Genomic DNA, 21,007 nt, shown 5'->3' with positions numbered 1-21,007 from the left:
TTGCACCGCGCTGGGAGACCCATGAAACATTTGAAGATTTACCGTGCGATCCGGCTGATCCATCGCACAGGATCCATCAGAAAGGCAGCGGGAGATCTGTCAATCTCGCCCTCCGCGTTGAACAGATCCATACAGGCGTTCGAGGATGAGCTGTCGTTCAACATCTTCGAGCGCCTTCCCGGCGGCGTGCGCCTGTCGGATGCCGGAGAGCTTCTGCTTGACGTCATCGACCGCCATCTGCTGGAGTTCACACAGCTGCAAGGCCAGCTTGGGACCCTGCGCGATGGAGAAAGCGGGGACCTGCGGATCTCTTTGGGGCATGACATCGCGGCGGGGCTTGTGATGGACTGCTGTCTGGAGATGCAAGACCGTTTCCCCAAGGTTGCCCTCGATATCATCTTTGACACGAGCATTGACAGCCTGCGTCAGCGCGGCGTCGATCTGGCGGTCCTCACCAACCCGGCCACCGACGACACGACCGAGGTCGTCCACGCCAGCGCATGCCGGATCGTCGCCTGCGCTTCGGGGGACGGGGTGGACCCGCAAGGCATCTGGGACCTCGCGGATCGGCGCGTGCTTATCCCCGGAGAGGCCACCGGTACCCGCACCGCGATCGATCACGTGCTTCGGCGCAAGCAGTTGACCCTTCCGCAGGCCACCGCGCTGTCGGCGGCCCATGTGGCGCATTATCACGGGGCCGCAAGCGCCGTGGCGATCTTCCCGAAGATCGTTTTCGGCGCGCAGGCCAAGCCCCTTCCGTTCGACTTCGGCACCGTCCAGATCTGCATTCTGCGCATGGCCAGAAGGCCCCTGATCCGCCCGGCGCAGACCTTCATCAGCATTCTTCAGCGCCGCCTCGACGAGGCGTCCTAGCCGCGCGGCGCCAGCAGGTTCGCCATCAAGCGATACGCGCCCGGCACCAGATGCGCCAATTGGTGGTGCAGGTTCAGGGCCACATGGGCGTGACAGCCTTTGCCGATCCGGCCCACAAGTAACCCGCCGTCCAAGGGCGCCTCGTCCGGGTCCGCCATGCGCACAAGCGGCGTGTAGGCGTCTGACCACGTCTTGGCGAAGTAGAGCCCACGTTCCTTCTGCCAGCCCTCCCAATCCTTGGGGGTGATCGTGTTGGGGCCATGAAACACGGGGTGATCTGGCTGCAAGACGGTCACCTTGGCGTTGGCATCGGTGATCCGCCAGCGCAGGGATGGCGCGCCGATTTCCATCGGCGCAGGCGGCGTGGCCTTGGGCGCCCAATTGTCCCTGGGCCGGTGGTAGAGCGTCACCAGCGTGCCGCCTTCCGCCACCCAGGTATTCAGCGTGCCGATTACGGGTCCCAGCGCCGGACGGAAGCGATAGGCGAAGACACCGACCAGCACGCTGTCATAACCGTCAAACGGCGCGGCAGTCGCCAGGTCCGCGTCCGAGAGGTCCGTCACATCCATCCCAACGGCGCGCATGGCATCCGCCACCTGGTCATTGCCAGCGCCAATATAGGCCACGCGGGCCTTGGGCAGCGCCACGTCGGCCAACCGCAGCGACAGCACGGCCGCGCGGTGGCTGAGGGTGGGCGAGATATGCTCATGGTCCAGTACCTTCGCTGTGCGTGCGGGCGCGCCGTCGATCAGCAAGGGCAGTTCATGCAGCCCCTCTTTCGCGCCGTCGGGAACCGTGATCGTCACCCCGTCCGCGCGCCAATCCTGCCCGAAACCCTCGGGCAGATCGAACCGCGCGTCTTGGGCGTCGACGCCCACCGTCACCTGCCGCACGCCGGTCCGCAGGTTCAGAATCGCGCGCTCTGTCTGGATTTCGGCCAGCGGTCTCGGCAGCACCAACAGGGGCCGCTCCAGCGGCACATCGACCGCCACATCGACACCGTGAACCGACGCCGCGATGCGGAGGGCAGACAATCGCGGCACAAGGGGATCGAATGCGTCGGGGTAGGGATCACTGGGCGCGGCATCCGGTCCAATCCGCAGTCCGTCGGGCGTGACCTTCATGTCCGCGTCTGGCAGGATCTCGGCCGTGGCATTGCCCGTGACCTCCACCGAGACCGCGACGGTGTCTCCGGGGTGCACCGCCACCGCGTCCGGCAAGGCCCGCGCCGAGACCCCGGCCACCAATTGCACCAGCCGCGCCATTTGCAGGCGCTTGCGCCCCAGCCGGTGCGCGTGGATGTCTTCTACGGAGGCACTTTGCAGCGCGGCAAGCGCCTCGGCGCCCAAACGCGCCATGGCGTTGAAATCCGGGAAGGCGGCAAGGGTTGCCTCCACAAGGCCCTGGGCCTTCGGCGCTCCAATGTCCGCCAGGGTCTGCGGCAGGTTATCTGTCACCGCGCCCGTATCCGCACCGACGCCCGAGTAGGCCAGATGCAGCGGCCAATCCCGCTCGGACCCCGCCGCTATCCAGTGGCCCATGCCTTGGGTTCGATGGAATTGCCGCGACCATTGGCCGATGCGCTCGTAACTCATCCCCAGCATCCGATCGCCGCCCTTTGCAGCGATCGTCAGCGTCGCGGGCGGTGGCGGCACCTCGTCATCATAAGAGCCGCCCGCGCCGGACCATGCAGGCAAATAGAGTTTCGAAACCTGCCAAGGGGCCAAATCGCAAGCGAAGTCGGGGTCCGCCGCCGCCGCGATTACCGCGTGGGCGGCCTCTGTCATTGCGCGGTGGTGGCCGTGCTGTCCGGGAATATCAAGAAATGTCGGGCAGATGATATCAGGACGCTCGGTTCGGATGATTTCGACAAAGCGGGTCATCAGGCGGTCTCGCCCCCAGATCGCCATCGTCTCCTTGCCCGATTTCGAGAACCGGAAGTCCGTGATCGTGTCGTCAGGCGACTGCCCGTGCCAGTACAGAACCATGTCCAGAACGTCCGAGGCGCGCTCCATCTCGGCGGTGCGCAACGCGCCCAGATCGGGGCCCGCCTCGGTTCCGATGTCATTCTGCCCGCCTTCGCCCCGGGTCGAGCAGGCGTAAGACAGGTTCACCCCGTCGCGCAGCCAAAGCGCGGCCAGCATCGCCGTCGTCTCATCATCGGGATGGGCGCCGGTGTTCATGAAGCCCACAACGGAGCGCAGCCCCGCCATGGCGCGCCAGACGCGGGCGATCAATGGGTCATGGGCTTCTGAAAGGATCCGGGATTGCGTGGCATTGGGCATGGAAAAAGGGTCCTATTGGGCGTCCAGCGGACGCGTATCTATCGGGCGTCTACCAGACGCGGGGAAAGGGCTGTATTCACGACAAGCGCCGCCGCCCCGAGGGTCGCGGCCATGCGCCCCGCGGTGCCCGCGATCAGGCGCGGGTGTGCGCGGTCTTGGCGGTTCGAGACCGACCGGTCCGGCAGCGACACCCGGCGCACCAACTCGTCCAGAAGGGCAGGGGGCAGGGCTCCGGTCATCACGATCGCCTCGGGGTCGAACAGGTTTTCCAACATCGCAACGGCGGGCCCAAGGGCATCCGCGGCCCCCTCCAACCAAGCGACCATCGCGGGGGGGCGGGCGGCGAACTTGCGTGCCATGTCGTCGACGGTGCGCACCGAGATACCATCGGCCTCCAACGCGCGCACCAGCGAAACGCGGCTGGCGCGTTGTTCCAGCGCGCAAGAGCCGCCGCTTGTGGCCACGGGGATGTGCCCGATCTCTCCGGCATTGCCGTATGCGCCTGCGAAAACCGTACCATCGATCACCAACCCCAACCCCAGACCGGTCCCGAAGTAGAGGCACGCGAAGGTACCAAGCCCTTGCGCTGCGCCCAGAATACGCTCGGCCATGGCGGCGGCGTTGGCATCATTTTCCAACGTGACCGGCACGCCCAGGGCATCGCGCAAGACCGCGTCAGGGGCCACGTCGCCCCAGCCGGGCAGCTGCGTCGCGATGTCCGACAGGCCGGTTTCACCGATCGGTCCGGGCATCACCACGCCCGCTCCGAACACCGTCGCATGACGCAACCCCGCCGCCGCGCCGCGCGCGGGCAGGTCGGCCACAAGCGGCAGCACATGCTCGGGCCGGGCGGAGGGCAGCGCCAGCCGTTCCGTGTGCAGCACCTGGCCCCCCAGATCGATCCACGCCGCCAGAACCGCGTCGGGCCTGATCTCTACCCCCAGCGCCAGATGCGAGCCGCGGCTGAGCGCATAGGTCACGGCGGGCAGGCCCCGCTGTCCTTCGCGCTTGCCTGCCTCCACCACCCAGCCTTCGTCCGACAGCTCTGCGATGATATTGCTGACCGCCTGAATGCTGAGGCGCGAGGCGCGGGCGATTTCGGCACGCCCGGCCTCTCCCTCCTGTCGCAAATGCCCCAGCACAAGACCCCGATTGTAAGTCCTGCTGCGAAGGGCGTTGGAGCCGGGAGGAGGGAGCACGCTGGCCATATCCCCGAATAACTCAACTTACTTGATAGCTCAACGCCGCTGCGCTAGCGTCCCCCCAATGGCACCGACCGTGAGAGTACGGGCCCCGCACCAAAACATCATCTCAGGGAGAGACCCATGCTTCACAGAACCCTTGCTGCCCTTGCCACGTCCACCGCCATTCTGACCGCCGGTGCCGCCGCCGCTCAGGAGCAGGTCACGATCGAATACTGGCAGTATTTCTTCGAGGCTCGCGTCAATGCGATGGAAGAGTTGATCGAGAATTTCGAAGCCGCCAACCCCAATATCAACGTCGAGATGACCCATTTTCCCTACGCCGACTACCGCACCCGCACCGCGATTGCCGTGCCGTCGGGCGAGGGGCCAGATATCGTGCAACTGTTCTACGGTTGGCTGAACGATTACATCGACGAGGGGCTGATCCAGCCCCTGCCCACCGAGACATTCTCGCCCGAAATGGTGGCGTCCGAATTCTTTCCGATGGTCCAGGCGATGGAGCGCGACGGCCAGTATTTCGCCCTGCCCACCGCCGTGCGCTCGCTCGCGCTGTTCTATAATGAGCGTATCCTGGAAGGGGCGGGCGTCGACGTGCCCACCACGCTGGATGAACTTGTCGCCGCCGCCGCCGCCACCACCGAGCGGGACGGCGCAGGCAACATCACGCAAGTCGGCCTGACGACAGGCATGACCGCCCAGGATCACCATTGGTTCCGCGAGGTCCTTGTGCGTCAGATGGGGGGCGAGCCCTATACCGACGGCTATCGCAACGTGAACTACGACACGGAGGCCGGGCGCGCCGCGCTTGATTTCTACCTGGGTCTGGAAGAGCAGGGCGTATCGCAGTCCGGCTTCATGGACGAGCCCCAAGCCGCCTTCCGCGCGGGCCGGGCGGCGTTCCACATCGACGGCTCTTTCCGCATCGGTGCCCTTGAAGGAGAGCGTGGCCTGCGCTGGGGCGTGACAGAGCTGCCCGCCAACAACGACGGCATGCGGTCGAACTATTCCTCTTACTGGGTTAACGCGATCACGTCCTCGGCGGAGGGGCCGGAATACGATGCCTCCGTGCTGTTCATGGAATACATCACCTCGCCCGAGGCGATGCAGATCTGGCTTGATACAGTGGGCGAACTTCCGGCCCGGGCCGAGGTCGGCATGACCGAGGAAAACGCCAACGATCCTGTCTTCGGGCCGTTCATCCGGGGCCTCGAATACGCCAACACCACGATCTTCGCCGACGAAAGCGCGCAGCGCCAGGTCCTTGTCGACATGGTGGAGCGTGTGCAGTTGCAAGACATGGACCCCGGCGAGAGCCTGACCATGGCGGCTGAAGCCGAGCAGGCAATCCTTGACGCCTACTACGGAGAGTAAGCGGCCTTAATTCCTAAGGGCCCCGGGCGCGTTTGCCGATCGGGGCCCTTCGTTCCCACCCCATTCGAGGGCCCGCACGCATGGCGAGCACTTCCCCCCAAGACGCCGCACCCGGACGTCAGGTTGGTCTGACCATCGCCCAGAAGCGCACGTTTTGGGCGTGGGGGTTTCTGGCTGTCCCGGTCCTTTTCTACGTCGTGATCCGGTTCTATCCGACCGGAAACGCGATGGTCCTGTCGTTCCAGGAATGGAACCTACTGGGCGACAGGACGTGGGCGGGGATCGACAATTATCGGGTGCTGTTTTCTGATCCGGTGTTCTGGCAGGTCTTTCGCAATACCTTTGTTTACCTGCTTCTTGGCACGCCCATCAGCCTCGTGATTGCGTTTGTCATCGCCTACCATCTGGACCAGGTTCGCTTCATGCATGGCACGATCAGGGCCTTGTATTTCGTGCCCTTCATGACCTCTGCCGTGGCCATGGCCTGGGTCTGGCGCTGGTTCTACCAGGACGTGCCGATTGGCCTGTTCAACAATGCCCTCGCGACCGTTGGCATTGCGCAGATCGACTTCCTCGATAGTACCACCAATGCGCTTCCCTCGATCCTTGCGCCGGCCATCTGGGCGGGCCTGGGCTTTCAGATCATCATCTTCATGGCAGGCCTGCGCGCCATCCCGCGCACCTTCTACGAGGCCGCCAAGATCGATGGGGTTTCCACCTGGACGGTCCTGTGGGAGATCACCTTGCCGCTGCTGCGCCCCACGATCGTCTTCGTCGTCGTCCTGTCGTCGATCGGCTTCCTGCGCATCTTCGACCATGTCTTCAACATGACGACCCAGAATCCGGGCGGGCCGTTGAACTCGACCAAGCCATTGGTCCTGATGATTTATCAGACGGCGTTCGACAGTTTCGACATGGGCTACGCTGCGGCGCAAACCGTTGTGCTTTTCGTGATCCTGCTGATCGTCAGCCTCATTCAACTGCGCCTACTGAGGGATCGCTAGAATGACCACGAGCGATGATCTCACCGTCAGGGCGTCGTCCGACGCGCTCTTGAAAGCCGCCGCCCCTCCGCGCAAGCGCAACCTTGCGCAATTCATCCGCTGGGCCCTGCTGTTTGCGGGCGGCATTCTGATGGTCATGCCGTTGGCCTACATGATTTCTACCTCGATGAAGTGGCCGTGGGAGGTCTATGAGATTGGCCTGATCCCTAACGAGCCCACGTTGGAGAACTACACCTACGTGCTGGAGGATGGGCGCTTCTTCAGCTGGTTCATCAACTCGCTGATCATCGCGGCGATCACCACGGTTTCGTCGCTCTTTTTCGACAGCCTCGTGGGCTATACCCTGTGCAAATTCCGGTTCCGGGGCCGCTACATCATCTTCATCGCTATCCTCTCGACGCTGATGATTCCCACGGAAATGTTGGTGATCCCCTGGTACATGATGAGCCAGTCTCTCGGCTGGCTCGACACCTATTGGGGCATCATGTTTCCGGGCCTGATGACGGCGTTCGGTGTGTTCCTGATGAAACAGTTCTTCGAGACGGTCCCCGATGACTTCCTTGAGGCTGCGCGGATCGACGGGCTCAATGAATTCCAGATCTGGTGGCAGGTCGCCATGCCGATGGTCAAGCCCGCGCTCGCGGCTTTGGCGATCTTCATCTTCCTCGGCAATTGGACCGCGTTCCTCTGGCCGTTGATCGTGACCACCTCGCCGGACCTCTATACTCTGCCCGTGGGCCTCTCGTCCTTTGGGGACGAAGCAGACGTGGCGTGGGAGTTGATCATGACCGGCGCCGCGATCTCAACCCTGCCGACCTTGATCTTCTTCCTGATTTTTCAGCGCTTCATCATCCGCGGCGTCGTCATGGCCGGGCTCAAGGGATGACAGACACCTCCATCTTTCCAGATCCAACCTATCGCGACGCGGTCCTCGCGCCGCTGTTCGAGGGCGTGAAGACCCATTTCGCCGGGCACATGGATGCGATCAACCGGGCCCATCTGGTGATGCTGGTCGAGACAGGGATATTGCAGGACCAGGATGGCGCAGCCATTGCCGAAGCGCTGCTGGATATCGAGCGCAATATCGACCGGCAAGCCCTTGAATACACCGGCGAGCATGAAGATTGGTTCTTCCTGGTCGAGGCCGAACTGCGTGCCCGTTTGGGTGATCTGGGCGGGGCCTTGCACACCGCGCGATCGCGCAACGACATGGATCACACCATGTTCAAGATGGCCCTGCGCGCCCGCGCCGAAGATGCCTTGGCGCGGATGCTGACCCTTGGCCAAGCGCTTCTGGACAAAGCAAGATCCGAGCGGGACACCCTGATTGTTGCCTATACCCACGGCCAGCCTGCCCAACCCTCGACCTTCGGCCACTACCTGAGCGCGGTGATCGAGGTGCTTTTGGCCGATGCCAAACGCCTGGAAGCGGCCATTCAGCACGTCGATCATTGCCCCATGGGTGCTGCGGCCATCACCACGTCGGGGTTTCCGATTGATCGAGAGCGGATGGCAGAGTTGCTGGGGTTTCAATCGGTCCGGTTGAATTCTTACGGATGCATCGCGGGCGTGGATTATGTCACGGGGCTTTATTCGGCCCTGAAACTGCCGATGATCCATCTGGGCCGCGTCGTGCAGGACATGGCGTTCTGGTCGGCGTTCGAGGTCGGGCAGTTGCACGTGCCGCGCAGCTTGGTGCAGATCAGTTCCATCATGCCGCAGAAGCGCAATCCGGTGCCGATCGAGCATCTTCGCCATCTGGCCTCGGTTGCTGCAAGTCGTTGTGACACAATGATAAACTGCATGCACAATACGCCTTTCACCGATATGAATGACAGCGAAGGCGAGGTGCAGCAAGCGGGCTACGGGGCGTTTGAGCATGCGGGTCGGGTCCTTGATCTGTTGACGGCGTTTCTACCTGCCTGCTCGATCAATGGGGACCGTGTCGCTCGGACGACAGACGCGGCGTGCATCACCATTACCGAACTGGCCGATACGCTGGTGCGCGATGAAGAATTGAGTTTTCGCCAAGCCCACGAGATTGCAGCACAAACCGCGCGCGCCGTGATCGCCGATGCGCAGCCCCTCGGCGGCGGCTTTGCCGCCTTCTCGCAGGCGTTTGAGGAGGCGACGGGACGCGCCGCGACGCTGGATGCAGCGGGTTTTGCCAGCGCCGTGGACGCCCGCACCTTTGTGGCGCGCCGAGATCGCATCGGCGGCCCCGCGCCCGCCGCACTCGACAGCGCCTTCAACACATACCAGCATGAAATCAGAATGTTGGCGGGCGATCTTAAAGCAAGACTTGAACGCCGCACCACCGCCGAAACCGACCTCAACGCCGCATTCGACGCCCTCCTGAAAGGCCCCCGATGACCGATTTGATCCTGAGCGACCTCGTGAAGCGGTACGGAGAGACAGAGGTGCTGCACGCGATCAATCTGACCGTGGCGCCGGGGGAATTCGTTGTGCTTGTCGGCCCCTCCGGATGCGGAAAATCCACAACGCTCAGGATGATCGCCGGACTTGAAGAGATCACGTCGGGTACCATCGAAATCGGCGGTCGCGTGGTGAATAACCTGGAACCGAAAGAGCGCAACATCGCCATGGTGTTCCAGAACTACGCCATTTATCCGCACATGTCGGTGCGCCGAAACATCGGCTTTGGGTTGAAAACCTCCAAGCTGTCGAAAGCGGACAAGAACGCGCGAATTGAAGAGGTTGCCAAGATCCTCGACATGACGGACCTGCTGGAACGCAAGCCCTCGCAGCTGTCGGGCGGGCAGCGTCAGCGCGTCGCAATCGGCCGCGCGATGGTGCGCGACCCTGACGTGTTCCTGTTTGACGAGCCGCTGTCGAACCTTGATGCGCAGTTGCGGACCCAGATGCGGCTGGAAATCAAGAAACTCCATGCCAGCATGGGCCGCATGATGGTTTTCGTGACCCACGATCAGGTCGAGGCGATGACCATGGCCGACCGTATCGTGATCATGAAGGACGGCCATATCCAGCAGATCGGCACCCCGGCGCAGGTCTATCACTCGCCGGCCAACACCTTCGTGGCGCAGTTCATCGGAGCGCCGGCGATGAACCTTTTGCCGGTGGAAAGCACCGGGTCAGGGGTACAGCTGAAGAATGGGCATGTCGTTGAAATACCCGGGATTTCTGTGCCGAAGGGGGGGGAGGTTCACCTAGGCGTCCGGCCCGAGGATCTGACGGCGGAGGCCGAGACGTTCCTGAGCGGAACCGTTTCGGTCGCCGAGCCCCTGGGCTCCGAAACGCTGGTCTATGTGGATGTCGACGGGATGGAATTGACCGCCACCGCCTCGGGGCGCACGCCGCCCAAGCCCGGGGAGACGATCAATCTTGGCTTCAGCGCCGAGACAGTCCATCCTTTTGATGCCGCGACGGGACAGCGGTTGACCCTGACCTGAGCCGCCGAAAACAAGGAGAATCAATGCCATGACCGACATCCCCCGCATTCCACTTCGTGATGGCACCCAGATCCCGCAGCTGGGGTTCGGCATCTGGCAGGTGCCCCAGGATATCGCCGGAGAGGCCGTGCGCTCGGCCCTTGAGATCGGGTATCGGATGATCGATGGCGCGTATCTTTATATGAACGAGGCTGGTCTGGGCGAGGGATTGTGCGCCTCGGGCGTGCCGCGCGATGAGGTTTTCATCACCACCAAGGTCTGGAACAACGAGCAGGGGCGCGCCAAGGCCCGCGCCTCGGTTGAGCGAAGCCTGAAGACCATCGGGGTCGAGCAGCTGGACCTGGTGCTGATCCATTGGCCGGTTCCAAGCCAGGACCTTTATCTGGAAACGTGGCAAGCCTTTATCGAGATGCGGGACGAGGGGTTGATGCGCTCTATCGGGACGTCCAACTTCAACGCGGACCATCTGGAACGGATCATCGCAGAGACCGGAGAGGCCCCGGTGCTCAACCAGATCGAGCTCAATCCCGAGCTGCAACAGCCAGAAATGCGCGCATTTCACGCGGCCCACGGGATCGTGACACAGGCCTGGACGCCCCTGGGCAACGGGCGTTCGTTCGAGGCAGAGCCGATCGCGAAGGCCGCCGCGCGCACCGGCAAAAGCCCGGCGCAGGTGATCCTTCGGTGGCACATCCAACTGGGCAATGCGGTGATCCCGCGGTCGGTCAAGCCGCACCGGCAGGCAAAAAACCTGGACGTTTTCGATTTCACCCTGACCGACGCGGAGATGGCCGACATCGCGGGGCTGGATGTGGGTCTGCGCACGGGCCCAGACCCCTCGGTCTTCAAGATGATGTAGGCGGTCGCGCCGCTCAGCGGGCCGGGGTAAGCGCCGACGCGGCGTGCACCAGACCGTTGCGGATGTGCACCTCCAGCAGTGCCGTCGCTGTGCCTGCATCGCGGGCGAGGGCGGCTTGCAGGATCTTGTCGTGCTCGGTTGCGGCTTCCTGGCCGCGGTGAGTTAGGACAAGCATCTGATATCGAAGGTATTTATCGTAGATACGCGAATGCAGAGACAGCAGGTTGCGGGAATTGCAGGCCTCGATAAGGGCGAGGTGAAACTCCCAATCATAGCGCTTCCACGTCTCTTCCTCGGAATGATCGCCACGCAGTAACCGCTGCTCCATCTGGGTCAATTTGTGTCGGGCGGCGACTAGGTTGCCCTCCCACTCCGTGTCGCCATTGGCGATGCTTTCGCGCAGGGCGTGGCATTCGAGCAGGACACGCAGGTTGGCGATCTCGGTCAGGTCGGCTTGCGACACGGGCGTCACGAAGAAGCCGCGTTGCTCTGGCGCGTCGACGAAGCCGTCGCTGGCCAAGCGGTTCAGCGCCTCGCGCAGGGTCGAAAGGCTGGCCGGATAACGCGCCTTCAGGGCGTCAAGCTTCAGCTTTGCACCGGGCTGCAGCGCGCCAAAGATGATGTCACGCTTGATCCGTTGATAGGTGTTTGCCCCAACGGTGGCGGCGCTTTGGTCCATTTGGATCCCCAGTTTGCCCGTCGTGTTGACGTGCGCCTACCAGCTTCGCAGGCGCGAGGCAACGGTCACAGAAATCAGATGAACGAAAAAATATCATGTATTATTGCGAATCCGGAAGCGTACTCGTACCGTTCAGTACACGCCCGGCGCACGTACGTAGCGCCTTCGATTTCAGCGTAGGAGCTTGCGCGTGACCCAAAGCATCCACCTTGCCATTTCGGGCCTTGGGCTTATCGGTCGTCGCCATGCTCAGGCCATTGCCAGGCAGCCGGGGGTCGAGTTGGTGGGCGTCGCCGATCCCGCAGAGGCGGGGCAGGTGGAGGCGCATCGTTTAGGGGTGCCGTGGTACGATTCACTTCCCGAAATGATCGAGGCAACGCGCCCCGAGGGCGTCATCATCGCGACCCCGACGCCGCAGCACGCGGCGCAGGCCTTGATCTGCATCGACCGCGCCCTGCCGGTCCTGATCGAGAAGCCGATTGCCACATCGGTGGCGGAGGGGCAGCGGGTCGTCGATGCAGCAGAGGCGCGCGGCGTGCCCGTGCTGGTGGGCCATCATCGCCGCTATAATCCCCTGATCGAGAAGGCGCATGAGGTGATCACCTCGGGTATCTTGGGAGAGGTGCGCGCGGTTCAGGCGACATGTTGGTTCTACAAGCCAGACGCCTATTTTGAAGCCTCGCCGTGGCGCAAACAAAAGGGGGCGGGGCCGATATCCGTCAACCTCGTCCACGATGTGGACCTGCTTCGACACCTCTGCGGAGAGGTTATTTCCGTGCGTGCCGTGGCCGCCCCCTCGCGTCGCGGGTCCGAGAATGAGGACGTGGCGGCGGCGCTACTGACGTTTGAGAGCGGGGCGCTTGGCACCCTCACCGTGTCGGACGCGATCGCTGCCCCCTGGAGTTGGGAAATGACCGCGCGCGAAAACGCCGTCTACCCCGCCACCGCCGAAAGCTGCTACCTGATCGGCGGCTCCCGTGCGGCGCTGTCGCTCCCGGATCTGCGGGTCTGGTCCCATAGCGGGAAAGCCCCCGATTGGTGGCAGCCCATCAGCGCCACGCACCTTGCACAGGAGGCCGCGGACCCTCTGGTTCGCCAGATCGCTCATTTCGGCGCGGTGATACGAGACGGGGTCGCCCCGCGCGTTTCCGCGCGCGAAGGCATGCGCACGCTGGCGGTGATCGAGGCTATACAGGGCTCGGCCGAAACCGGCGAGGCCGTCCAGATTTCAGCTGGGTCGGCCTGACGGCAGATTTCTTGAAGTATCGGATATTCCGTCAAACGCCTTGTAATAATCTGAGAACCCGGCATGCTGCTAAAAAAACGATCAACAATCCTTGGGAGGACACCATGATCAAGACCCTGACCCGCCGCACGACGCTGTCTGCGGCCCTTGCGGCAACCCTGGTGGGAGGCATGGCATTCGCCGACGGCCACGCGATCGAACTTCGCATGTCGATGGCCGGGTCGGAAACCGACCAGCGCGCTGTCGCCATGACCGAAGTCTTCGGACCCGCAGTTGCGGATTTCGCGACCTACACGCCAAGTTACAACGCCACGCTGTTCGCCCAGGGTACCGAGTTGGAGGCGATCAGCCGTGGCAACCTGGAGATGTCGATCACCTCGGCCCAGGAACTTGCGCAATTCTTCCCCGAATTCTCGATTTTCACCGCTGGCTACGTCCATCAGGACGCGGCCCATCAGGTCGCCGTGTTCAACGACCCGTTGTTCGAGCCGTTCCACCAGACCGTGATCGATGAACTTGGCGTGCGCCTTCTGTCGGTCATGTACCTTGGCCGCCGTCAGGTGAACCTGCGACAGACCCGCGAAGAGCTGGAGGTGATGACCCCCGATGATCTGGCCGGGGTGAACCTGCGCATGCCTGGCACCGATGCGTGGCAGTTCCTTGGTTCTGCCCTTGGGGCGGCGCCCACGCCCATGGCCTTCAATGAGGTCTACACGGCCCTTTCCACCGGTGCTGTGGATGGGCAGGACAACCCGCTGCCCACCGTGGTCGACGCGCGGTTCTACGAGGTCACGAACCAGATCGTCCTGACCTCGCACCTCGTGGACCTCAACTACATCGCCATCTCCGAGGCGGTGTTCCAATCCCTGACGCCCGAGCAGCAAGCCACGGTGCAAGAGGCCGCCGATGCCGCGGCCGAGGCCGGTCGCGTGCGCCAGTTGGAGTTGGAAGGCGAGCTGGTGGCCTTCCTGGAAGGCGAGGGCATGGAAGTCTACGAGCCCGACGTTGCCGCCTTCCGCGAGGCCGTGCAGGCCGCCTATCTGGGCAGTGAGTTCGCCGAGACATGGCCCGAAGGCGTGTTGGACCAGATCAACGCCCTTGGCGCAAACTAAGCGCTGGTTGACGCGACACGACACGATCCGTCCCGGAGGCTGCCCCCATGATTGAGAAGATCAGGACTTGGGTCACCACCGGGACGGATGCCATCGCGGGGGCCATGCTTGCTGCGATGTTCGCGACCTTTCTTCTACAGATCGGATCACGCTATTCCCCCCAGATCATCGCCTCCCTCGGGTGGGCCGAGACAGTCCCGTGGCTTGGCACCATCGCGCCCTTGGGCTGGACGCTGGAGCTGTGCTTGATCCTTTGGATCTGGATCGTCTTTTTCGGCTGCGCCTTTTGCGTGCGCGACAAGGACCATGTGACCTTCGATATTCTCTACCTTGCAGCGCCGCGCGGGCCGCGCCGGGTCATGGCGCTTGTGGGCGCCGCCGCGATCGTGGGTGGCATGGTCTGGTCGTTCCTGCCCATGTGGGACTACGTGGACTTCATGCGGATCCGCCGCACGTCCTCGGTCGAGAACCCGTTCACCGGCGACAAGATCCGCCTGAAATGGATTTTCATCATCTACATGGTATTCATGGCGGCGCTGATTGCGCGCTATGCGTGGCGCTTTGTGGACGTGATCCGTAACGGCCCGCCCGACAGCGCCCATGCGCCCGTCGCGGTGTCGCCCAAGGACGATGCATGAGTTTCGAGCTTCTCATGTGCATTGCCACGCTGTTCCTGCTGGCAGGCATCGGCACGCCAATCGGCTATGCGATCATTCTGGCGTCGCTGGTTTATCTGGGTCTCGCGGGGCTGGATCTCGCCTTGGCGGGCGAGAAGATCATCCAGGGGCTGTTGAACAGCTTCGTGCTGTTGGCCGTGCCGCTATTCATCGTCGCCGCCAACATCATGAATGCGGGCACCATATCGGACAGGCTTCTGGGCTTCTGCGTCAGCGTCGTGGGGCGGTTCCGGGGCGGGTTGGGTCACGTCAATGTCGTGGCTTCACTGATCTTTTCAGGCATGTCGGGGTCCGCCGTGGCGGATGCGGCGGGCATCGGCAAGATCATCATCGGGATGATGACCAAGGGCGACAGGTTCCCGCGCGGCTATGCGGCGGCGATCACCGCGGCCTCGGCCACCATCGGGCCGATCATCCCGCCGTCTATCCCGATGGTGCTATACGCGCTGGTCTCGCAATCCTCTATCGGGGCGCTGTTTCTGGCGGGCATCGTGCCGGGGCTGTTGATGGGCGCGGTATTGATGGGCATGAACAGCTTTATCGCCCACAAACGCGGCTTCGCGATGGAAGCGCTGGTGCCCCTGCGTGCCCTGCCGCGCAAGACGGCCCACGCCTTTCCCGCGCTGCTGATGCCGGTGATCTTGCTCTATGGGATCTATGGCGGCGTCACCACGCCGACCGAGGCCGCCGCCGTCGCCGCCCTCTATGCGCTGCTGCTTGCGGGGCTGTTCTACCGGGCCCTTTCCCTGCGCGCGCTCTATGGCATCTTCGTGGAAAGCGCGCGGTCGTCGGCGGCGGTGGGCATCGTCATCGGTGGGGCGCTGATCCTCAACTATATCGTCGTGTCCGAGAATATCCCCGCCATGGTCGCCGATGCCCTTGTTGGTATCGACATGCACCCCATCGTGTTCCTGCTGTTGGTCAACCTGCTGATCCTCGCCCTGGGCTGCGTGCTGGATGCCACTACGATCATCCTCGTGATCGTGCCCCTGTTCATCCCTGCCTGTCGCGAGTTAGAGATCGATCTGGTCCACTTCGGGGTGCTGGTCGTCGTGAATTCGATGATCGGACTGATCACGCCGCCCTACGGCATTCTCTTGTTCGTGATCAACGCGGTCACGGGCATCCCGCTCAAGGAAATCATAACCGAGATCTGGGGCTTTCTTTTGGTACTGGTGGCGGCGCTGCTTGTGTTGCTGCTGTTCCCCGGTATCGTCCTTTGGCTGCCCCGTACATTCGGTTATGGCGGCTGACCTGTCACAAAGAGGCACTCGATGAAAAATCCCACCAATACGTTCAAAGCGGCCCTGAAGGCGGGACAGCACCAATTGGGGATCTGGAACACGATCGGCGGCAATACCGTGCCTGAAATGCTGGCCGGTGCGGGGTTTGATTGGGTGCTTGTGGATTGCGAGCATTCTGCCGTGGAGACCATTGACGTGCAGCCCGCGTTGCAGGCCATCGCGGGCTATCCCGGGACCGCCGCCGTGGTGCGGCCCGCCGCCAACGACCCGGTCCTGTTCAAGCGCCTTCTGGACATGGGCGCGCAGTCGCTGCTGGTGCCCTATATCGAGACGGCCGAAAAAGCGGCAGAGGCCGTGGCCGCCATGCGCTATGGCCCGCGCGGCATTCGTGGCATGGCGGGTGTCACCCGCGCCACGCGGTATGGGCGGGTCGAGAATTACTTCACGACAGTGGAGGAAGAGCTGTGCCTGATCCTTCAGATCGAGACCGCGCGCGGCATGGACAACCTCGACGCCATTGCCTCCACCGACGGCGTCGATGCGATCTTCATTGGTCCCGCTGACCTGAGCGCCTCCATGGGGTTTCCGGGCCAGACGAGCCACCCCGACGTGGTCGCCAAGATCGATGAGGCCATCGCGCGATTGGCCGCCCTTGGGGTGCCTTCCGGCATCCTGACGTTGGATCCGGGCCAAGGGCAGCGGTATATCGACAAGGGCACCGGGTTTACCGCCGTAGGCGTTGATCTGGCACTGCTGGCGGGCAGCGTGTCGCGCCTGCGGGACGCGTTCTAGGCTCTAAGCGACGATGAAGTTGAACAGCGGCATGACTTAGCGCAGTTGGAACTGCTTGCGGAACTCCGAGGGAGAGGTGTTTATCTGGCGCAGGAAAGCGCGGCGCATCCGCTCGTCATCGCCGAAACCGCATAGCGCAGCGATGGCTTGTATGCTGTGGTCGGTCCCCGATAGCAGATCGCGGGCACGATCCACACGGATCGCCTCGACCGCCTTGGCAGGCGGCGTTCCCATGGTCTGCGTGTAGCGGCGTGAGAAACTGCGCGGGCTCATGGCGCAGACCTGCGCCATATCCTCCACCGTGATCTTCTTGTCCAGGTGATCCCTGATCCAAGCGTGCAGCGGCACAAAGCGGCCCTGCGTGTCGTGGGCCTGACGATCCAACTCGGCGCTGAACTGCGATTGCCCGCCCGAGCGGAGCATGGGCGTCACCAAAGACCGGGCCATGGCAAGCGCTGCGGCAGGTCCCAGATCCTCTTCGATAATTGCAAGCGACATGTCGATGCCAGCGGTGATCCCGGCAGAGGTCCAAAGGCAGCCGTCCTTGATGTAGATCGGATCGACCTCGACCTGCACGGCGGGATAGCCCTCGGCCAGACGGGTGCAATCCTCCCAATGCGTGACGGCGCGACGCCCGTCCAGAAGGCCTGCGGCGGCCAGGATGATCGCTCCGGAACAAACCGAGCAGACCCTTTGGGCGTTGCGCGCCACGTTCTTGATCTGGTCGATGAATGCCGCGTCCTGTGCGGCGGCATAGACGCCGTCCCCGCCAACGATGACAAGCGTGTGGAGCGCCCGTGTCTGCCACGCCCCAACGGGGCTGCTGTCGATTTCAACGATGGTGTTGGTGGCGATCACGCCGCCGGCTTTGGAGGTCACGTGGGTGACATAGGGCGCCGGGCCCAAGGGCGTCTCTCGCGCATGGGTGAAGACCTGTAGCGGCCCCACGAGGTCCAGAAGCACGCAATCGGGGTAAACGACGAAAACGACGTCCTTGGGGGATTTGGCAGAAAAAGAGGTCATGTTGTCCTTTATGCCAAGGTCGTCACTTGTAATCCAGGGGCATCCTGAATGAGTGGAGCCTCCCTGATGCTGATCCTGAAACCCAACTGCGAATGCTGTGACGTCGATTTGCCGCCCGAAAGCCCAAGGGCGCGGTCTTGTTCTTTCGAGTGTACCTTCTGCGCGGAGTGCGCGAGCGCGCGGTTCAACGACACCTGTCCAAATTGCGGTGGAGAGTTGCTGCGCCGCCCGATCCGTCCGGCGGCGTTGCTGGTGAAGTTCCCGGCCTCGACCAAGCGGTTCAACAAGGCGCACGCGGCATGCGCTGACGTTCAAGGTGCCTTATGAAGAGCCTTGCCGCGTTTGTGTTCCCCGGGTTCGAGACCCTCGATTATTTCGGCCCGATGGAAATGTTGGGTGGCTTGGGGCAAGAGACGAAGATCATTACCGTCGCCCAAACCCTTGATCCGGTGGCCAGTGTCCACGGCCAACGGATCGTCCCGGACGCACAGATTTCGGACGGGGCGACATATGATCTGCTGTTGATCCCCGGAGGCGACACGGCGTTGCAGGCGGCCAAGGACGCGGCGCTTCTTGCTTGGCTGCGTGACACTTCAAGCAAGGCTGAAAGGGTAATGACGGTCTGCACCGGCTCGATCCTGTTGGGTGCAAGCGGCGTGTTGGACGGCAAGCGCGCCACTACGAACAAGCGCGATTTCGTGGCGACGGTGCCGCTGGCGCCCAAGGTTGATTGGGTGAAGGAAGCGCGCTGGGTGCGCGACGGGAAATTCTACACCTCCTCCGGCGTGTCGGCGGGAATGGACATGGCGCTGGCGGTCATGGCGGATCTGTTCGGGATGGCGCTGGCCGACCGGATTGCGCTGGGGTGTGAGTATGAGTGGCACAAGGATTCCACCCGCGATCCCTTCGCGCATCTGGCGGGCCTGGTCTGAGGGGACGGCGGTGACCTTGCCGCAAACGCCTGTTGCAAGAGCCGGCGCGGGCTTCACGATGGAGGGGCGCTGGGAAGCGTCATTTGTCTGTTCTTTGCCCGCCGCTTGAAGGTAGGCTGTCGTCGACATGACCTATCGAACAGACATAAGCGGCACCCGGTATGCCTTCGCCTCCCTCAAGGTGCTGTTGGCCAAAGCGTCGCCCGAGCGCAGCGGCGATCATCTGGCGGGTCTGGCGGCGGATAGCCCATTGGAGCGGTTGGCTGCCCAGATGTGCCTGGCCGACGTGCCCCTGAGCGACTTTCTGGGCGATGTGCTGGAGGTGGACGGAGACGCGGTCACGCAGTTGATCGCGGATCAGCATGACCCAAGCGATTTCGGCCGTGTCGCGGCCCTGACGGTCGGGGGGCTGCGCGATTGGCTTCTGGATCCGGCAGTCACAGCGACGGAACTGGCGCAGATCGCCTGGGGGCTGACCCCCGAGATGGCCGCCGGTGTCAGCAAGATCATGCGGGCACAGGACTTGATTGCCGTGGCTGCAAAGGCAGAAGTGGTGACGCGCTTGCGCTCTACAATCGGGCTGCGGGGGCGTCTTTCCACCAGAAACCAGCCCAATCATCCGACGGACGATAGCCGGGGGATCGCGTTGTCAGCGCTCGACGGGTTGTTGCATGGCGCGGGGGATGCGGTGATCGGGGTAAATCCTGCCAAGGACACGGTCGAGGATTACACCCGCGTGTGTGAGGTCCTGGAGGCCATCCGCGTGCAGTTGGATATCCCGACGCAGCATTGCTGCCTCGGCCATGTCACAACGGCACTGGGCGCGATGGCGCGCGACGCGCCCGTCGATCTTGTGTTCCAGTCAGTGGCGGGCAGTCAGGCGGCCAACGATGGCTTCGGCGTGACGCTTGCGATGTTGGACGAAGCCCACGACGCGGTGCGTGGCTTGGGGCGCGCGCCGGAGGGGGCCAACCTGATGTATTTCGAGACCGGGCAGGGCGCGGCCCTGTCGGCAGAGGCGCATCACGGCATGGATCAGCAAACCATGGAGGCACGCGCCTATGCCGTGGCCCGCCGCTACAAGCCGCTGCTGGTCAACACGGTCGTGGGCTTCATCGGGCCGGAGTATCTGGCCGACGGCAAGCAGATCATCCGCGCGGGGCTGGAGGATCATTTCTGCGGCAAGCTTCTGGGCCTGCCGATGGGGGTGGATGTCTGCTACACCAACCACTCCTACGCCGACCAGGAAGATATGGATATTCTGCTGGTCGCGTTGGCGGCGGCGGGGGTCAACTTCGTGATCACCGTGCCGGGGGCCGATGACATCATGTTGAATTACCAATCCCTGTCGTTCCACGACGCCCATTTCATCCGTGAAACCTTGGGCCGGCCCCCGGCGCCGGAATTCGCCGCGTGGATGGCGGCCCATGGCATCGGGACACCTGATGTGAGCCTGCCATCGGTGGAAGCCGCCCTGGCGCAACTGCGGCTGCCTGCCCCATGACGAAAGACCTGCTCGGACCCATCGCGTCGATCACCCAGGCGCGGCTGACCCTCGGGCCGCGGCGGCCCGCGCAGGATACGGCGACGGCGTTGGCCTTTGCCCTCGACCACGCCCGGGCGCGGGAGGCCGTGTTGTCGGAACTGGACGTGCCCGGCCTTGCGGCCACCCTTGACGGGGCGGGCCTTGCCCATGCAACGCTGACCAGCGCAGCCCGGACGCGCGACACCTACATTCGCCGCCCGGACCTCGGACGTCGCCTCGCGCCCGAGGACCGCGAGCGCCTCGCCACGATCCCGCCTGCGGACGTGGCGCTGGTTCTGGGCGATGGCCTTTCGGCGATTGCCGTGGCCCTGAACGGCGCGGCTTTCATGGGCGCACTGGCCGCACGCCTGACCGCGCGGGGCCTCAGCATCAGCCCGGTGATCCTGGCGCGGCAAGCCCGCGTGGCCTTGGGCGATGATATCGCGCGCGCCATGGGGGCGCAGACAGTCGTGATGGCGCTGGGGGAAAGGCCCGGCTTGTCCGCCGCCGACAGCCTTGGCGTCTACATCACCCACCAACCGACGCCGGCCACGCCGGATTCGGGCCGCAACTGCCTGTCGAATATCCGCGAGGCCGGGTTGTCGGTCCCTGACGCGGCCCAGACTGCGGAACGTTTGATACTTGCCATGCGCGACTTTGGCAGCAGCGGCGTGGCGCTTAACACGGCCCGGCAGGGGGCGGCGCTTCCGGGTGACGGGTAACCCCGAAGTCCGTCGCCGATCCGCACT

The 21,007-nt window shown here is 63.6% G+C and carries 20 protein-coding genes; 16 read left to right on the top strand and 4 right to left on the bottom strand.

Annotated elements, in window-relative coordinates:
• Positions 1–21 precede the first annotated feature (21 nt).
• Positions 22–873: a LysR family transcriptional regulator gene (locus KUL25_RS06820; RefSeq protein WP_257892257.1), complete on the top strand. Its 852-nt coding sequence runs from the start codon at positions 22–24 to the stop codon at positions 871–873.
• Here the strand turns inward: KUL25_RS06820 and KUL25_RS06815 are convergent.
• Together KUL25_RS06815 and KUL25_RS06810 are read right to left on the bottom strand one after the other, a co-directional pair.
• Positions 870–3,158 carry a PIG-L family deacetylase gene (locus KUL25_RS06815; protein WP_257892256.1) on the bottom strand — a complete coding sequence of 763 codons (2,289 nt, stop codon included), beginning with the start codon at positions 3,156–3,158 and terminating at the stop codon, positions 870–872. The genes KUL25_RS06820 and KUL25_RS06815 overlap by 4 nt on opposite strands.
• Positions 3,159–3,196: 38 nt before the next feature.
• Entirely contained in the window at positions 3,197–4,366 is a 1,170-nt protein-coding gene (locus tag KUL25_RS06810; RefSeq protein ID WP_257892255.1) for an ROK family transcriptional regulator, read from the bottom strand.
• Positions 4,367–4,483: 117 nt separating this feature from the next.
• Between KUL25_RS06810 and KUL25_RS06805 the strand changes: the two genes are divergently transcribed.
• The 6 genes from KUL25_RS06805 to KUL25_RS06780 all read left to right on the top strand — a co-directional run bounded on the left by KUL25_RS06805 (position 4,484) and on the right by KUL25_RS06780 (position 11,028).
• Positions 4,484–5,734, top strand: coding sequence for an extracellular solute-binding protein (locus KUL25_RS06805; protein WP_257892254.1), 1,251 nt, complete (start codon positions 4,484–4,486; stop codon positions 5,732–5,734).
• Between the two features lie 80 nt (positions 5,735–5,814).
• A complete protein-coding gene (locus KUL25_RS06800) occupies positions 5,815–6,738 on the top strand; it encodes a carbohydrate ABC transporter permease (protein WP_257892253.1) in 924 nt (307 codons plus the stop codon).
• Between the two features lies 1 nt (position 6,739).
• On the top strand, positions 6,740–7,624 hold the full coding sequence (locus KUL25_RS06795) for a carbohydrate ABC transporter permease (RefSeq protein WP_257892252.1): 885 nt from the start codon (positions 6,740–6,742) through the stop codon (positions 7,622–7,624).
• Complete coding sequence (gene argH, locus KUL25_RS06790; protein ID WP_257892251.1) at positions 7,621–9,111, top strand: argininosuccinate lyase; 1,491 nt, start codon at positions 7,621–7,623, stop codon at positions 9,109–9,111. Before KUL25_RS06795 ends, argH begins: the two co-directional genes overlap by 4 nt.
• Positions 9,108–10,169 (top strand): ABC transporter ATP-binding protein, encoded by a 1,062-nt coding sequence (locus KUL25_RS06785; RefSeq protein ID WP_257892250.1) that lies wholly within the window; start codon positions 9,108–9,110, stop codon positions 10,167–10,169. The genes argH and KUL25_RS06785 overlap by 4 nt, the downstream gene beginning before the upstream one ends.
• A 28-nt stretch (positions 10,170–10,197) precedes the next feature.
• Positions 10,198–11,028: an aldo/keto reductase gene (locus KUL25_RS06780; RefSeq protein WP_257892249.1), complete on the top strand. Its 831-nt coding sequence runs from the start codon at positions 10,198–10,200 to the stop codon at positions 11,026–11,028.
• Between the two features lie 13 nt (positions 11,029–11,041).
• Here KUL25_RS06780 and KUL25_RS06775 read toward each other — a convergent pair whose 3' ends face one another.
• Positions 11,042–11,707, bottom strand: a complete 666-nt coding sequence (locus KUL25_RS06775) for a GntR family transcriptional regulator (RefSeq protein ID WP_257892248.1) — start codon at positions 11,705–11,707, stop codon at positions 11,042–11,044.
• 190 nt (positions 11,708–11,897) lie between these two features.
• Between KUL25_RS06775 and KUL25_RS06770 the strand changes: the two genes are divergently transcribed.
• The 5 genes from KUL25_RS06770 to KUL25_RS06750 all read left to right on the top strand — a co-directional run bounded on the left by KUL25_RS06770 (position 11,898) and on the right by KUL25_RS06750 (position 16,778).
• Entirely contained in the window at positions 11,898–12,953 is a 1,056-nt protein-coding gene (locus KUL25_RS06770; protein ID WP_257892247.1) for a Gfo/Idh/MocA family protein, read from the top strand.
• A gap of 104 nt (positions 12,954–13,057) precedes the next feature.
• Positions 13,058–14,065: a TRAP transporter substrate-binding protein DctP gene (dctP, locus tag KUL25_RS06765; RefSeq protein ID WP_257892246.1), complete on the top strand. Its 1,008-nt coding sequence runs from the start codon at positions 13,058–13,060 to the stop codon at positions 14,063–14,065.
• Between the two features lie 47 nt (positions 14,066–14,112).
• Entirely contained in the window at positions 14,113–14,703 is a 591-nt protein-coding gene (locus KUL25_RS06760) for a TRAP transporter small permease (protein WP_257892245.1), read from the top strand.
• Positions 14,700–15,995: a TRAP transporter large permease gene (locus tag KUL25_RS06755; RefSeq protein ID WP_257892244.1), complete on the top strand. Its 1,296-nt coding sequence runs from the start codon at positions 14,700–14,702 to the stop codon at positions 15,993–15,995. Before KUL25_RS06760 ends, KUL25_RS06755 begins: the two co-directional genes overlap by 4 nt.
• 21 nt (positions 15,996–16,016) lie before the next feature.
• The gene (locus tag KUL25_RS06750) at positions 16,017–16,778 is read left to right on the top strand and encodes an HpcH/HpaI aldolase family protein (protein ID WP_257892243.1); all 762 of its coding nucleotides are present in this window, start codon (positions 16,017–16,019) and stop codon (positions 16,776–16,778) included.
• A 36-nt stretch (positions 16,779–16,814) separates the two neighbouring features.
• Here KUL25_RS06750 and KUL25_RS06745 read toward each other — a convergent pair whose 3' ends face one another.
• On the bottom strand, positions 16,815–17,801 hold the full coding sequence (locus KUL25_RS06745) for a GlxA family transcriptional regulator (RefSeq protein ID WP_257892242.1): 987 nt from the start codon (positions 17,799–17,801) through the stop codon (positions 16,815–16,817).
• Between the two features lie 48 nt (positions 17,802–17,849).
• On the opposite strand from KUL25_RS06745, the gene KUL25_RS06740 reads away from it, so the two are divergent.
• From KUL25_RS06740 to eutC, 4 genes are all read left to right on the top strand, one after another.
• Entirely contained in the window at positions 17,850–18,128 is a 279-nt protein-coding gene (locus KUL25_RS06740) for a DUF1272 domain-containing protein (RefSeq protein ID WP_257892241.1), read from the top strand.
• Complete coding sequence (locus KUL25_RS06735; protein WP_257892240.1) at positions 18,125–18,733, top strand: DJ-1/PfpI family protein; 609 nt, start codon at positions 18,125–18,127, stop codon at positions 18,731–18,733. The genes KUL25_RS06740 and KUL25_RS06735 overlap by 4 nt, the downstream gene beginning before the upstream one ends.
• 127 nt (positions 18,734–18,860) lie before the next feature.
• Positions 18,861–20,237, top strand: coding sequence for an ethanolamine ammonia-lyase subunit EutB (locus KUL25_RS06730; protein ID WP_257892239.1), 1,377 nt, complete (start codon positions 18,861–18,863; stop codon positions 20,235–20,237).
• The gene (eutC, locus tag KUL25_RS06725) at positions 20,234–20,980 is read left to right on the top strand and encodes an ethanolamine ammonia-lyase subunit EutC (protein ID WP_257892238.1); all 747 of its coding nucleotides are present in this window, start codon (positions 20,234–20,236) and stop codon (positions 20,978–20,980) included. The genes KUL25_RS06730 and eutC overlap by 4 nt, the downstream gene beginning before the upstream one ends.
• Positions 20,981–21,007: the final 27 nt, after the last annotated feature.

Origin of the sequence: Gymnodinialimonas phycosphaerae, from assembly GCF_019195455.1 — a bacterium.
Classification (GTDB): domain Bacteria; phylum Pseudomonadota; class Alphaproteobacteria; order Rhodobacterales; family Rhodobacteraceae; genus Gymnodinialimonas; species Gymnodinialimonas phycosphaerae.
Note: the sequence above shows the minus strand (reverse complement) of the source record. Positions and strands in the feature narration are given on the sequence as shown.

What these genes read in the sequence shown, in the direction of transcription:
- KUL25_RS06745 (WP_257892242.1), bottom strand. Translation starts at nt 17,801, where the DNA reads ATGACCTCTTTTTCTGCCAAATCCCCCAAGGACGTCGTTTTCGTCGTT.
- KUL25_RS06815 (WP_257892256.1), bottom strand. Translation starts at nt 3,158, where the DNA reads ATGCCCAATGCCACGCAATCCCGGATCCTTTCAGAAGCCCATGACCCA.
- KUL25_RS06810 (WP_257892255.1), bottom strand. Translation starts at nt 4,366, where the DNA reads ATGGCCAGCGTGCTCCCTCCTCCCGGCTCCAACGCCCTTCGCAGCAGG.
- KUL25_RS06820 (WP_257892257.1), top strand. Translation starts at nt 22, where the DNA reads ATGAAACATTTGAAGATTTACCGTGCGATCCGGCTGATCCATCGCACA.
- KUL25_RS06735 (WP_257892240.1), top strand. Translation starts at nt 18,125, where the DNA reads ATGAAGAGCCTTGCCGCGTTTGTGTTCCCCGGGTTCGAGACCCTCGAT.
- KUL25_RS06755 (WP_257892244.1), top strand. Translation starts at nt 14,700, where the DNA reads ATGAGTTTCGAGCTTCTCATGTGCATTGCCACGCTGTTCCTGCTGGCA.
- KUL25_RS06730 (WP_257892239.1), top strand. Translation starts at nt 18,861, where the DNA reads ATGACCTATCGAACAGACATAAGCGGCACCCGGTATGCCTTCGCCTCC.
- KUL25_RS06800 (WP_257892253.1), top strand. Translation starts at nt 5,815, where the DNA reads ATGGCGAGCACTTCCCCCCAAGACGCCGCACCCGGACGTCAGGTTGGT.
- KUL25_RS06740 (WP_257892241.1), top strand. Translation starts at nt 17,850, where the DNA reads ATGAGTGGAGCCTCCCTGATGCTGATCCTGAAACCCAACTGCGAATGC.
- eutC (WP_257892238.1), top strand. Translation starts at nt 20,234, where the DNA reads ATGACGAAAGACCTGCTCGGACCCATCGCGTCGATCACCCAGGCGCGG.
- KUL25_RS06775 (WP_257892248.1), bottom strand. Translation starts at nt 11,707, where the DNA reads ATGGACCAAAGCGCCGCCACCGTTGGGGCAAACACCTATCAACGGATC.
- KUL25_RS06760 (WP_257892245.1), top strand. Translation starts at nt 14,113, where the DNA reads ATGATTGAGAAGATCAGGACTTGGGTCACCACCGGGACGGATGCCATC.
- KUL25_RS06780 (WP_257892249.1), top strand. Translation starts at nt 10,198, where the DNA reads ATGACCGACATCCCCCGCATTCCACTTCGTGATGGCACCCAGATCCCG.
- KUL25_RS06805 (WP_257892254.1), top strand. Translation starts at nt 4,484, where the DNA reads ATGCTTCACAGAACCCTTGCTGCCCTTGCCACGTCCACCGCCATTCTG.
- KUL25_RS06785 (WP_257892250.1), top strand. Translation starts at nt 9,108, where the DNA reads ATGACCGATTTGATCCTGAGCGACCTCGTGAAGCGGTACGGAGAGACA.
- KUL25_RS06750 (WP_257892243.1), top strand. Translation starts at nt 16,017, where the DNA reads ATGAAAAATCCCACCAATACGTTCAAAGCGGCCCTGAAGGCGGGACAG.
- argH (WP_257892251.1), top strand. Translation starts at nt 7,621, where the DNA reads ATGACAGACACCTCCATCTTTCCAGATCCAACCTATCGCGACGCGGTC.
- dctP (WP_257892246.1), top strand. Translation starts at nt 13,058, where the DNA reads ATGATCAAGACCCTGACCCGCCGCACGACGCTGTCTGCGGCCCTTGCG.
- KUL25_RS06795 (WP_257892252.1), top strand. Translation starts at nt 6,740, where the DNA reads ATGACCACGAGCGATGATCTCACCGTCAGGGCGTCGTCCGACGCGCTC.